This is a genomic window from Ruegeria sp. YTSC004 (genome assembly GCF_059609805.1).
Window position 1 is genome coordinate 177,403 of the sequence record NZ_JBXWMJ010000005.1, and the last position, 12,872, is coordinate 190,274.

The 12,872-nt window shown below is 57.8% G+C and carries 11 protein-coding genes; 4 read left to right on the forward strand and 7 right to left on the reverse strand.

The features are described from left to right. Positions 1-50: 50 nt before the first annotated feature. Positions 51-2,066, forward strand: a complete 2,016-nt coding sequence (locus AC2FFP_RS11360; RefSeq protein WP_496767449.1) for a M3 family metallopeptidase — start codon at positions 51-53, stop codon at positions 2,064-2,066. A 5-nt stretch (positions 2,067-2,071) separates the two neighbouring features. Here the strand turns inward: AC2FFP_RS11360 and AC2FFP_RS11365 are convergent, their stop codons facing one another. Genes AC2FFP_RS11365 through AC2FFP_RS11390 form a run of 6 tightly spaced genes read right to left on the reverse strand, consistent with a single transcriptional unit; the run spans position 2,072 to position 8,639 of the window. Next, the gene (locus AC2FFP_RS11365; protein WP_496778887.1) at positions 2,072-3,004 is read right to left on the reverse strand and encodes a 2-hydroxyacid dehydrogenase; all 933 of its coding nucleotides are present in this window, start codon (positions 3,002-3,004) and stop codon (positions 2,072-2,074) included. A gap of 15 nt (positions 3,005-3,019) precedes the next feature. Beyond that, the gene (rodA, locus tag AC2FFP_RS11370; RefSeq protein WP_058273483.1) at positions 3,020-4,159 is read right to left on the reverse strand and encodes a rod shape-determining protein RodA; all 1,140 of its coding nucleotides are present in this window, start codon (positions 4,157-4,159) and stop codon (positions 3,020-3,022) included. Beyond that, the gene (gene mrdA, locus AC2FFP_RS11375; RefSeq protein WP_496844568.1) at positions 4,156-6,105 is read right to left on the reverse strand and encodes a penicillin-binding protein 2; all 1,950 of its coding nucleotides are present in this window, start codon (positions 6,103-6,105) and stop codon (positions 4,156-4,158) included. Before mrdA ends, rodA begins: the two co-directional genes overlap by 4 nt. Continuing rightward, complete coding sequence (locus AC2FFP_RS11380; RefSeq protein ID WP_496778884.1) at positions 6,102-6,638, reverse strand: rod shape-determining protein MreD; 537 nt, start codon at positions 6,636-6,638, stop codon at positions 6,102-6,104. The genes mrdA and AC2FFP_RS11380 overlap by 4 nt, the downstream gene beginning before the upstream one ends. Beyond that, positions 6,631-7,533: a rod shape-determining protein MreC gene (gene mreC / locus AC2FFP_RS11385; protein ID WP_108860807.1), complete on the reverse strand. Its 903-nt coding sequence runs from the start codon at positions 7,531-7,533 to the stop codon at positions 6,631-6,633. Before mreC ends, AC2FFP_RS11380 begins: the two co-directional genes overlap by 8 nt. 59 nt (positions 7,534-7,592) lie before the next feature. Then, positions 7,593-8,639, reverse strand: a complete 1,047-nt coding sequence (locus AC2FFP_RS11390) for a rod shape-determining protein (RefSeq protein WP_039523195.1) — start codon at positions 8,637-8,639, stop codon at positions 7,593-7,595. A gap of 155 nt (positions 8,640-8,794) precedes the next feature. Between AC2FFP_RS11390 and AC2FFP_RS11395 the strand changes: the two genes are divergently transcribed. The 3 genes from AC2FFP_RS11395 to AC2FFP_RS11405 all read left to right on the forward strand — a co-directional run bounded on the left by AC2FFP_RS11395 (position 8,795) and on the right by AC2FFP_RS11405 (position 11,178). Continuing rightward, positions 8,795-9,586 (forward strand): 23S rRNA (adenine(2030)-N(6))-methyltransferase RlmJ, encoded by a 792-nt coding sequence (locus AC2FFP_RS11395; protein WP_496767441.1) that lies wholly within the window; start codon positions 8,795-8,797, stop codon positions 9,584-9,586. A 176-nt stretch (positions 9,587-9,762) separates the two neighbouring features. After that, entirely contained in the window at positions 9,763-10,662 is a 900-nt protein-coding gene (locus AC2FFP_RS11400; protein ID WP_496767438.1) for a sterol desaturase family protein, read from the forward strand. Between the two features lie 18 nt (positions 10,663-10,680). After that, positions 10,681-11,178: a DUF2141 domain-containing protein gene (locus AC2FFP_RS11405; protein WP_496767436.1), complete on the forward strand. Its 498-nt coding sequence runs from the start codon at positions 10,681-10,683 to the stop codon at positions 11,176-11,178. 55 nt (positions 11,179-11,233) lie between these two features. On the opposite strand, the gene AC2FFP_RS11410 is transcribed toward AC2FFP_RS11405, so the two are convergent. Beyond that, a complete protein-coding gene (locus tag AC2FFP_RS11410) occupies positions 11,234-12,808 on the reverse strand; it encodes a 2-isopropylmalate synthase (RefSeq protein ID WP_496778882.1) in 1,575 nt (524 codons plus the stop codon). Between the last annotated feature and the right edge of the window lie 64 nt (positions 12,809-12,872).

A 12,872-nucleotide genomic window follows, 5' to 3' on the forward strand; every position in this document is an offset into this window, starting at 1 on the left:
CTGGACCATTCCACCCCGCCTCCCTAGCTTGACCAGCAAAGGAGATCCGCATGACCAATCCGATCCTGTCCGACTGGACCACCCCATTTGAAATCGCGCCATTCGCCCGGATTTCGGATGACGATTTCGCTCCTGCTTTGGAACAGGCGATGGCAGCCCATAACGCGCAGATCTACGCGATTGCAAACAACCCCGAACCGGCCAGTTTTGCCAATACAATCGAGGCACTTGAAGCGGCCGGAGAGCAGATGGACAAGGTTTTGTCTGTCTTTTTTACTGTTGCTGGGGCTGACAGCAACCCGGCGCGGGAAGAGCTGCAGCGTGCATTTTCGCCCAAACTGTCGGCGCATTTTTCAGGGATTTCTTCGAACAAAGCACTGTTTCAGCGGGTCGCGGACCTGTGGGCGCGCAAGGATCAGTTGAAGCTGACCGACGAACAAGCCCGCGTTCTGATGTTAACGCATCGTGGTTTCGTGCGTGCAGGTGCCGCATTGGATGGCGACGATGACACCCGCATGCAGGAGATCAAGTCGCGCCTTGCCTCGCTGGGGACTTCGTTCACCCAAAATCTTCTGGCGGACGAACGGGAATGGTCAATGGACATGTCCGAAGATGATTTGGAAGGGTTACCGGAATTCGTTGTGGATACGGCGCGGGCCGCTGGGGATGAGAAGGGGGCTGATGGACCTGTCGTCACTCTATCCCGGTCGCTGATCGTTCCGTTTCTGCAATTCTCTCCCCGCCGGGATTTGCGAGCGAAAGCCTACCGCGCCTGGACAGCACGCGGGGCCAATGGCGGTGAAACGGACAACCGCGAGATTGCTGCCGAGATCCTGAGCCTACGCGAAGAGCGGGCCAAGCTTTTGGGCTATTCCAGTTTCGCGGACTACAAGTTGGAAACCGAAATGGCTCGAACGCCAGACCGTGTTAGCGATCTATTGATGCAGGTTTGGGAACCGGCAAAAAAGCGGGCGGACGCGGATGCAGAAATCCTGACCACCATGATGCAGGAGGATGGCGTGAATGGCCCGCTCGAGGCTTGGGACTGGCGCTACTACGCCGAAAAACGCCGCAAGGCCGAACATGATTTGGATGAGGCAGCGCTGAAACCTTACCTGCAGCTTGATCGCATGATCGAGGCTGCCTTTGCCTGTGCCAACAGGCTATTCGGGTTAGAGTTCACCACGCTGGACGTGCCGCTTTATCACCCTGATTGCAGGGCTTGGGACGTGACGCGCGACGGGCAGCATATTGCGGTTTTCATTGGCGATTACTTTGCGCGTGGGTCCAAGCGCTCGGGCGCATGGTGCAGCGCCATGCGGGGTCAGGCAAAGTTCCCCAAGGAACAGGCCCCAATCGTAATCAACGTCTGCAATTTCGCCAAAGGTGACCCCGCGCTGCTGTCGTATGACGATGCGCGCACGCTGTTCCACGAGTTTGGCCATGCCTTACATCAGATGTTGTCCAACGTGACCTACGAAAGCATCTCGGGTACTAGCGTTGCACGTGATTTCGTAGAACTTCCCAGTCAGCTCTATGAACACTGGCTGGAGGTACCCGAGGTCCTGGCGGAATTTGCGACCCATGCTGAAACCGGTGAGCCGATGCCTCAAGACATGCTGGACAAGGTATTGAAGGCGGCGAATTTCGATCAAGGGTTCCAGACCGTGGAATACGTGGCCTCGGCACTGGTTGATCTCGCATTCCATGATGGCGCAGCACCATCTGACCCGATGGCAAAACAGGTCGAGGTACTGGCCGATATCGGAATGCCAAAAGCCATTAGTATGCGCCATGCGACACCGCATTTTGCGCATGTCTTCGCGGGCGACGGCTATAGTTCTGGCTACTACAGCTACATGTGGTCCGAGGTCATGGATGCAGACGCATTCGCGGCCTTCGAAGAAGCTGGCGGAGCCTTTGATGCGGAACGGGCAAAGGCCCTTGAGGACAATATTTTATCCACAGGCGGGTCCCGCGAAGCCGAAGACCTGTATCTTGCGTTCCGCGGACGTTTGCCAGGGGTCGAAGCGCTGTTGAAAGGCCGTGGGCTAGTTGCGGCCTGACCGGATCAGTAGCCCAGATGGCGGTCAACGAGGTGCAGGAAGGGCTTTCCTTCCTCGCCTCGGATAATGTTCTCACAGATCACCTGAGCTGCGGTCGCCGGGCGGGTTTCGGACGCGATATGCGGCGTGACCGTCACGTTGGGATGCGCCCAGTAGGGGTGCTCTGACGGCAGGGGTTCCACGCGAAACACGTCTAGCGTGGCGTGGCTAACGTGCCCCGAATCCAGCGCGGCCAGCAGTGCATCGTCGTCGATCAATGGTCCGCGCCCGGGGTTGATGATCCGCGCGCCCTTGGGCAGCAAGGCCAGAGTGTCCGCATTCAGTGCATTCACCGTCGCCGGGGTATCGGGCAACAATAGAACCACGATCTCGGCACTAGATAAAGCGGTACGCAAGCCGTCAGTGCCGTGCAGGCAGGTCACGCCGGGGATGTCCTTTGCGGTTCTGCTCCAACCCGTGACTTTGAAATTCAGCGCGGCCAGCGCCGTTGCGGCGGCTTCTCCTAATGCACCAAGGCCCAGCACACACACATCCCGCTCGCTGGCAAGCGGCGGGGCGTCAGGTGTCCAGACACCGTCCTGCACCGTGATGTAGCGGTCCATGCCCAGATGATAGCGCAGCACCTGACCGACGACCCATTCCGTCATGCCGTGCTTTAGCCCGTGGTCAACCATCCTGGCCAACGGCACGGTCAGCGTTTCGTTGCCCGCGATTTTTTCAACACCGGCCCAAAGGCTCAGAACCGCCTTCAATCGTGTGTAGGGTGAAAAATCCAGCAACCCGCTTGTTGGTGCATAAACGACGTAGTCGACCTGGTCAGGCTCAAACTCAGTTGCCAGACGGAAGTCCAGATTGGCCTGCGACAGCCCTTTTGTAAGTAGAGGTTCATACACGGGCCATTGTTCTGGGCGCGCGGAAAACAGGACGTTTACGGGCATGATGGGCCTTTCAATTCAGCGGGGGCGGTGAATATGCGCGCTTTGAACAATGCCGAAGGCAGCCATCAGAACCAGCATGGCGGACCCGCCGTAGCTGACCATCGGCAGGGGTACGCCCACAACCGGCGCAAGGCCCATGACCATGGACATATTGACCGCAAAGAACAGGAAGAAGTTGAGCGCAACGCCCAAGGTGACCAGGGATGAGAACCGGTCCTTTGTCGCCAAAGCCGTGACCATACAAAAGATAATAATCAGGGCGTAAAGGGTCAGCAAAGTGATGCCTCCGACAAACCCGAATTCCTCGGCCAGCGTGGTAAAGATGAAGTCCGTGTGCTTTTCGGGCAGGAAGTTCAGGCGCGACTGTGTCCCTTGCATGAACCCGCGCCCGTTCCAGCCGCCTGACCCCAGCGCGATTTTCGACTGGGTAATGTGATAGCCTGCACCCAGCGGATCGGTGGAGGGATCAAGGAAGGTATCTATTCGGCGGAACTGGTAATCCTTGAGCAACTGCCACTCGGTGCCCCGGCTGTTGAACACGGTGGCAATTAGGCCGACCACCGCCGCGATAACGGCGGCGAAATAAGCCCAGTGCACACCAGCCAGGAACATCAGTCCCCCGCCCGCCGCCAACAACAGGATCGAGGTGCCCAGATCGGGTTGTTTTAGGACCATTGCCGTAGGGATCAGGATCAGGATGACCGGTATAAGCACCCAGAGCGGTCGCGATGTCTTATGAGACGGCAACCAATCGTAGTAGGCAGCCAGAACCATGACCAACGCAATCTTCATGACTTCGGAAGGCTGGAGCCTCATGAAACCAAGGTCGATCCAACGCTGCGCACCCATGCCGATGGTGCCAAAGAGTTCCACAAATATCAGCAGAACGATCGAGCCGAGATAGGCCAAAACGGACATGTTGCGCCAGAACCAGATCGGTACCAACGCGATGATGAACATAACGGTCAGTCCCAGTCCAAACCGCTCAATCTGGGGTTCGGCCCAGGGCATCCAGGACCCGCCCGCGACCGAATACAGCATCAGGAATCCGGCGCTGGCGACGCTGATCAGCAACAAAGTCAGCGGCCAGTTCATATAGAGGAATTTGCGAAACCCTGTTGGCGTGGATTTGACGGCGTACTCAAGATAGCTCATGCGCGGTCCTTTTCATCAGGTCGCGCTTTGGGGCGGCGGTCGCCCTCAAGCCGTTTTTGTTGTTCCTTGATGCGGTCACGATCTGCAACCGGATAAGCCTCGAGCGGCGGGGTGCCGTTGTACAGAGCCTGAAGCATGATATCCCGCGCGACCGGGGCCGCTGCCTTGGATCCGCCACCGCCGTGTTCCACCACCACTGCCACGGCGTATTTCGGATTGTCGTACGGCGCATAGCTGACGAACAGCGCGTGGTCGCGCCGTTCCCACGGCAGGTCTTCGTTGCGGATTACGCCAGCCGCGCGTTCGGCCTTGGTGATGTTGCGCACCTGGCTGGTCCCTGTCTTACCGGCCATGCGGAATTCATCATTGATGATGCGGCTGCGATAGGCGGTGCCAGCCCTGTCGTTTGAGACCGAGAACATCGCTTTGCGCACCTGATTCAGGTTGTACGGATTGACGTCCAGCGGCTCACCTGCTCCTGACGGTTCCTCGACGCCATTGACGGACCGCACCAAACGCGGCTTCACGGCCCGGCCTGTGGCGATCCTTGCCGTCATGACCGCAAGCTGTAGGGGCGAGGCCAGCATGAACCCTTGGCCGATCGAGGCATTCGCCGTGTCGCCTACCAGCCAGCCTTCACCATGGACCCGCTCTTTCCATTCCTGATTGGGGGCCAAACCGGCAGCGACAGCTGACATCGGGATGTCGTGCTTGACGCCCAGTCCGAACTTGCGCGCCATTTCAGAGATTTTGTCGATGCCGGTACGCACCGCGACATCGTAATAGTAGACGTCGCAGCTGCGCTTTAGCGACAAATTGAGATCCACTGTCCCATGCCCGCCGCGCTTCCAGCAGTGGAAGCGGCGGCTACCGACCTTCAGGTGGCCGGGGCAATAGACGGTGTTGCCGGGGCCAACAACTCCGGCCTCAAGTGCGGCAAGCGCAGTGATCATCTTGAAGGTCGAACCCGGCGGGTAGGTGCCCTGAACCGTCTTGTTGGCCAGCGGGCGGTAGTTATCTTCAGTCAATGCCCGGTAGTCCGCGACCGATATCCCGCGCACGAATAGGTTCGGGTCGAAACTGGGTGCAGAACTGATGGCCCGGATATCCCCGGTTTCGCAGTCGATGACGACTGCAGCCGCGCTTTCATCGGCCAGGCGCGCCTGGGCGTATTGCTGCAGGTCCGCATCAACGGACAATTGCAGATCGGCCCCGGCCTCGCCTTCTTGCCGGTCAAGCTCGCGCATGATGCGACCGGTGGCGTTGACCTCGACACGTTTTGCGCCAGCTTTTCCGCGCAGGCTGATTTCCTGTTTGGACTCCAGACCGACCTTGCCGATCTGGAACCGGGGGATACGCAGCACCGGTTCGGGATCTTCGATCAGGCTGAGATCATAGTCACTGACCGGCCCGACGTAACCAACGACATGAGCAAAATCCTCGTAGCGGGGATACTGACGGGCCATGCCCACCTCAGGCGTAACGCCGGGCAGGGCGGGCGCATTGACAGCGACCTTGGAGATATCCTCCCACGTGACCTGATCGGCCAGTGTGACTGGCAGGAACGGGGCAGAGCGGCGCATCTCAGTCTTGGCGCGGTCGATCTCTTCCTGAGTTAGCGGAATAAGCTCTGAAAGTTTGGCGATGACTTTGTCGACGTCGCCCGCATCTTCGCGGACCATAACAATACGATAGGACTGCGTGTTTTGTCCGATGATCTGGCCGTTGCGGTCATAGATGCGCCCGCGCGTTGGCGGGATCAGACGAATGTTGATCCGGTTTTCTTCAGCCAGCAGACGGTACTCGTCAGCCTGATCCACTTGCATAAAGCGCATTCGCGCTGCCAGGCCGCCGATAAACGCAGTCTGCAACCCACCCAGGATCAACGCGCGGCGCGGCAGGCGTTTATAGGCCAATCCTTGCGCTTTGGGATTGCGTTGTTTCATGCCCTGGCCCCTCTTGTGCCGGGGTCCGACACTGACACGCGCCGAACGCCAAGCACATTCTGGCTGAGAAGTACGACGAGAGGATAAACCGCAATTGTCAGAACCACTTGTATCACCACAGGACCCAAAGCTGCTTGCTGTACCGATAGAATAGCAAGAATGACACGGTTCAATATGAAAATTCCCGCGATCACCACAGCGGCCGTTGTCCATTCAGCCATAAACCCGGCGTCGCGCATTCCGGGCGCGGCCGAGCGCAGATACGACGATCCCAAAACCACAAGTGCTGCCAGCAGGCCCGGAGGCCGTTGCAGCAGCAAATCGGCCATCAGCATCACCGCAGCAACCAGAAAAATGGGAACATATTCCGGTCGGCGAAGTACCCAGGCGAACGTTAACGCAATAAGCATGTCCGGAAACGGCCAGCGATCCGGCTGCGTGTCCAACGGCAGAAGATGCAGGAACATGATCAGCAATGCCAGAAACACGTACAAACTGCGTTTAAGCCAAAGATGAGAGGTTTGCCTATCCATCGCCGACCTCCGGCGGGGTCAGGGCGGCCTCGGGCTGCCGTGGACCCACGATGCCGCCAGGATCCGAGATCACCGGGGCCAAGTGGAAGCGTAGAACGCGAAGGAATTCAAGCCGTTCGAAATCAGCGGACAGGCGCACACGCAAACGCCCGCCGGGGTCCTCGGTGATCTGCCCGATCAGCAACCCTCCGGGGAACACGCCACCATCGCCCGAGGTTACAACGCGGTCGCCAGGGCGTACCAGTTCGCGGTTTTCCAGAAACTCCACCGATGGGGATTGCGTGTTGTCGCCGGTGATCAGGGCGGTTTGGCCAGACGGTTGAATTGTGGCCGGAATTGCGCTGGAAGCATCTGTCATCAGGATAACACGCGCGGTGTCGGGGCCAACGCCCGAGATACGCCCGACGACGCCAATCCCGTCCATGGTGGCCCAGCCGTCCCTGATCCCGTCTCTCTCACCCACGTTCAGGAGGACCGACTGGCGGAAGGGCGAGCCGCTATCGGCCATGACCACCCCGGTGATATAGGTCAGGCGCGGATCAAGACGTACATTGTTCAGGTCCAGAAGCCGGGCATTTTCCTGCTCCAGCTGCAACGCGGCCTCTTTCCAGGCGCGCATGATGCGCAATTCGCTGCGCAATTCTTGGTTCTGATCGCTCAGTCGTTGATAACTTTGGAAATCGCGCACCAGATTGACGGCGGCGGTGACAGGAACCATAGCCCATTCCATCGACGGCACAACACTGTCCACGACCTGTGCGCGAAACCGTTCCACGCGCGGGCTGTCGATCCGCCAGATCAGAAAGATTCCCAGCAGACACAGCACAACAATCCCCAGCAGCAGGCGGCGCAAGGGGGTTGTGTATTCATCGCGCTGTGATCGGTCTTTTGCCACAGGACTCCTTCCCGTGCTGCTCGTGCCGAATTTACCCTATGTGGTAAAGGGTGCGCGCCTTAGCTTTCGTAGTCAATCGCGTGGCGCAGTTGTTTTTCGTATTCCAGCGCCTTGCCGGTGCCCAAAGCCACACAATTCAGGCTTTCGTCGGCAATTGACACGGCCAGGCCAGTCTGCTCGCGCAAGGCAAGGTCGAGATCGCCCAGCAACGCGCCACCGCCGGTCAGCATCACGCCCCGGTCCACGATGTCCGCCGCCAGATCAGGCGGGGTGGTTTCCAGAGCGGTCATCACCGCCTCGCAAATCTGCTGGACAGGCTCAGACAGCGCCTCGGCCACCTGGGCCTGGCTGATCTCGATTTCCTTGGGCACACCATTCAGCAGGTCGCGTCCGCGAATGTGCATCGACTGGCCGCGGCCGTCGTCGGGCATGCGCGCAGTGCCGATGGTGGTCTTGATCCGCTCGGCCGTGGATTCACCAACCAGCAAGTTCTGCTGACGGCGCAGGTACGAGATGATGGCCTCGTCCATCCGGTCGCCGCCAACGCGGACCGAGCGCGCGTAAACGATGTCACCCAGCGACAAAACGGCCACCTCGGTTGTACCACCACCAATATCGACGACCATGTTGCCGGTCGGGTCGGTGATGGGCATACCTGCACCAATCGCGGCTGCAATAGGTTCGGCAATCAGACCGGCGCGGCGGGCGCCTGCGGACAGGACCGACTGACGGATCGCGCGTTTTTCAACGGGTGTCGCGCCATGAGGGACGCAGACAATGATTTTGGGTTTCGAGAAGGTAGACCGCTTGTGCACTTTGCGGATGAAGTGCTTGATCATTTCCTCGGCGGTATCAAAGTCGGCAATCACGCCTTCGCGCATGGGGCGTATGGCTTCGATCGAACCGGGGGTCCGGCCCAGCATCAGTTTGGCGTCTTCACCAACGGCCAGAACCTTTTTTACGCCGTCCTTGACGTGATACGCCACCACGGAGGGTTCAGACAGGATAACACCGCGACCCTTGACGTAAACCAGCGTGTTCGCTGTACCAAGGTCGATAGCCATGTCCGCTGTGAACAGGCCGCCCAGATTGCCAAAGATCCCCATATTTTTCCCTGATCCTGTATGTCAGTTTTCTACTGCCCGCGACTCGACGGTTCCGGGACGGATGACTTATAGGGTGCCAACTCGCCCGGTAAAAGGGCTGATTCCGCGACAATCAGCACCTTTCCGCCTTAATTGCAGGGACTTTAGAAGGCATCATGCTCTCATATCAACATATTTACCACGCAGGTAACCTTGCGGACGTCCATAAGCACGCAATTTTGGCAGAAACGCTGGCCTATCTGACCCAAAAGGACAAACCGCTAAGCTACATCGAAACCCATTCGGGGCGGGGGTTGTACCAGTTGGACTCGGATCAGGCCGTTCAGACCGGTGAAGCAGCTGCGGGAATTGAACGTGCGTTGACCGAAGGCTGGTTTGACGCCGATCATCCCCTGAGCAGGGCCATCGCCGCTGTGCATGATCGGCATGGCAAAACGGCGTATCCGGGGTCGCCGCTGATCGCGGCGAATCTTTTGCGCCCGCAGGACAAGATGCACCTTGCTGAATTGCATCCGCAGGAATACCGCGCGCTGTCTGACGCCATGATCACGACCGGTGCCCGGACCTATCAGCAGGATGGCTTTGAACTGGCCCAGTCCCTGCTGCCGCCAACGCCGCGCCGTGGCGTTTTGCTGATTGATCCAAGTTATGAGGTCAAATCCGATTATGACAGGCTGCCCGGCATCGTGGCTTCGCTGAATCGGAAATGGAACGTGGGTGTGATCGCGTTATGGTATCCGATACTGGCCAATGGGCGGCATCAGGCCATGCGCGACGCTTTGACAAAACGGGATTTCCCTAAGGTTCTACACGACGAGGTCCACTTTCCGGCCGCACGCGAAGGGCATGGTATGGTTGGATCGGGAATGTTTGTTGTGAACGCGCCCTATGGTCTGAACGAGTGCGCCAAAACGCTGGACGGCCTGTTTGGCAAACTGCGCGGATGAGCAATCAGTGATCACATGTGATTTTCCTAAAGTAGGCCTCGCAGGTATAAAATCTGCTGTGACAGCAATGGGCTTTCAGGAAAAACCGTTTTTTCAACGCCGGGACCTTGATTTCTGGCGATGATCTCGTAAATAGGCTGTCACATGTGACAACAAATGGGAATCGGTTTGCTTCGATGGACTTCCTAAGCCGCCATATCAGTGACTTTCATCTGAATTACTGGGAAACCTTGATTGACGATTGGTTCTTCGTCTTCGCCATGGCCTTTCTGGCCTTCGAATTGATCCGATACGCAGTCGTCAAAAAACTGAACTGGCAGATGATGGGTGACACCGTCACCAATTTCATCACGCTCGTTTTCTTCATCGGTATCAGCTTTGTTCTGTTGGCTGGTTTCTATATCGGTGCCTATGTCTGGGCTTCGCAATTTGCGGTGTTCAATATTCCGACAACATGGGCTTCGTTCATCATCGTGCTGATCCTTGCAGACCTGGCCTATTACTGGGAGCATCGGATTCTGCACCGGATCAACTTCCTCTGGGCAACGCATTCGGTTCACCATAGCTCTCCCTTCTTCAATATATCAGTGGCTTATCGCCATGGTCCGTTGGATGGCTTTTGGCCGTTGTTTTTCCACTTGCCGCTTGTGCTGTTGGGGTTCAACCCATTCATGGTGCTGGTCGCGGAACTGTTGGTGCAACTGTATCAGACGGCCCTGCATACCGAAGTTATCAAAAAGCTGTGGCGCCCGATTGAATACATCTTCAACACGCCGTCGCATCACCGCGTTCACCATGGATCAAACCCGAAATACCTGGACAAGAACTATGCCGGGATTCTGATCATCTGGGACCGTATGTTCGGAACGTTCGAGGACGAAAAGGAAGAGGTGGTCTACGGCCTCGTCAAACCGATCGACTCGATCAATCCCTTCGTCGCCTTCTTTCACGGCTTTGCCCGCCTGTTCAAGGATGTCCGGAACATGCCGGGGTTCGGCAATAAGCTGGGTGTTTTCTTCGGACCTCCGGGCTGGCAGCCAAAGAACGGTCGTAAACAGAGTAAACCCGCTAAGTAAGGCGTAGGAGCGCAAAAGATGCCAAGCAACACACAACGCATCGTGGCGGCCATCGTAACGGCAGGTCTGTTCGTCGGAGGCGCCTGGGTCGCCTCTGGTTTCACCACAGATATTGACCAAGCAGCGGCTTCCACCACAGGGACCTCGCAAGACAAGGGTCTGACCGTCAATCTGCACGGTGCGCGCAGCACCAAGGGCAACGTGATTGTCATGGCTTTTGACCAGGCGACGGCGTTCGACAACATGGATTACACCAAAGCCGCCGGTTATCTTGAGGCACCAGCGTCCGGGGACCCGCTCCGTTTCGACTTTCCCGACCTCGACAATGTGTATTTCGCTGTTATCGCGTTTCACGATGAAAACGGGGATTACGATCTGAACTATGACGCGAACTACATACCAACCGAAGGGTATGCAGTATCGGGGCTGAACGATCTCAACGACACGCCGGTGTATGACTACTCGTTGATCGGGACAGAGAAGCCAGCAGATCTGACCTTGTTCTATTGGCCGTAAAGCGGCTGGAGATATTTGAGAAGGGGCGGTCGACAATCGACCGCCCCTTTTTTGTTCAAGTAAGATCTTTGTAGCTGATTTCTCGGGTATCTGCGCCCGGACCCGCCTTTTGACGGCGCACGATCAGGCGGTTCAGCGCGTGGATATACGCCTTGGCCGAGGCCACGACAGTATCGGTGTTGGCGGATTGGCCGGTTGCGATCATGCCGTCCTCTTCCAGACGCACCGATACCGTGGCTTGCGCGTCTGTGCCTTCGGTCACGGCGTGCACCTGATAAAGCTGCAGGTGCGCCGTATTCGGATGCACAACGCGAATGGCGCGGAATGCTGCGTCGACCGGGCCGTCGCCTTGTTCAGTGGCGATGATTTCCTTGCCGCCCACTTCCATTTCGATAGTGGCTTCGGCTTTGCCGACGGTTCCGCAGGTAACCTTCATTGAAACCAGTTGCAGGTGATCGTTGCCGCCGTCATCATCCAGCGTCATCAACGCGATCAGATCGTCGTCGAACACTTCTTTCTTACGGTCGGCCAGTTCCTTGAACCGAACGAAAATGTCCTTGAGCTGGTTGTCACCAACCTCATAACCCAGCGTGTTCAGCTTATCACGCAGCGCCGCACGGCCCGAGTGCTTGCCCAGCGGCAAAGACGTGCCGGACAGACCGATGTCTTCAGGGCGCATGATCTCAAAGTTTTCGCGGTTCTTCAGCATGCCGTCCTGATGGATACCGCTTTCATGCGCGAAGGCGTTCTTTCCGACGATGGCCTTGTTGAACTGCACGTTGAAGCCCGACACCGTCGCGACCCGGCGCGAGATATGCATGATCTTGGTCGTGTCGACGCCCGTACTCCAAGGCATGATGTCATTGCGGGTGCGCAGGGCCATCACCACCTCTTCCAGCGCGGTATTACCGGCACGTTCGCCAAGGCCGTTAATGGTACATTCAATCTGCCGTGCACCACCCGCAACTGCAGCCAGCGAGTTAGCGGTCGCCAGGCCAAGATCGTTGTGGCAGTGGGTGGCAAAGACCACCTCATCCGCGCCCGGAACTGTTTCGATCAGACGTTTGATCAGATCGGCGGATTCCATCGGTGCCGTATAGCCGACTGTATCAGGGATGTTGATCGTCGTTGCGCCAGCCTTGATCGCAATCTCGATCACGCGGCACAGATAATCCCACTCGGTCCGCGTCGCATCCATCGGTGACCACTGCACGTTTTCGCACAGATTGCGCGCATGGCTCACGGTTTCGTGGATTTTGTCGGCCATCTCGTCCTGTGTCAGGTTCGGGATGGCACGGTGCAGCGGCGAGGTGCCGATGAAGGTGTGGATGCGGCTTTTACCTGCATGTTTCACAGCTTCCCAACACCGGTCGATATCGGCGAAATTGGCGCGGGCCAGACCGCAGATACGGCTGTTCTTTGACCGTTCGGCAATTTCGGACACGGCCTTGAAATCACCTTCGGAGGCGATGGGGAACCCGGCCTCGATGATATCGACGCCCATGTCGTCCAACAGCTCGGCAATCTCCAGCTTTTCCGAATGGGTCATAGTTGCGCCGGGGCTTTGCTCTCCGTCGCGCAGGGTTGTGTCAAAGATCAAGACGCGGTCTTGGTCGGTCACGTTGGTCATGGGATTCTCTTTCTTCTTCTGTCCTAAAGCCTATGGCGCGCGGGCGTCCTCCTCTGAGCGGGCG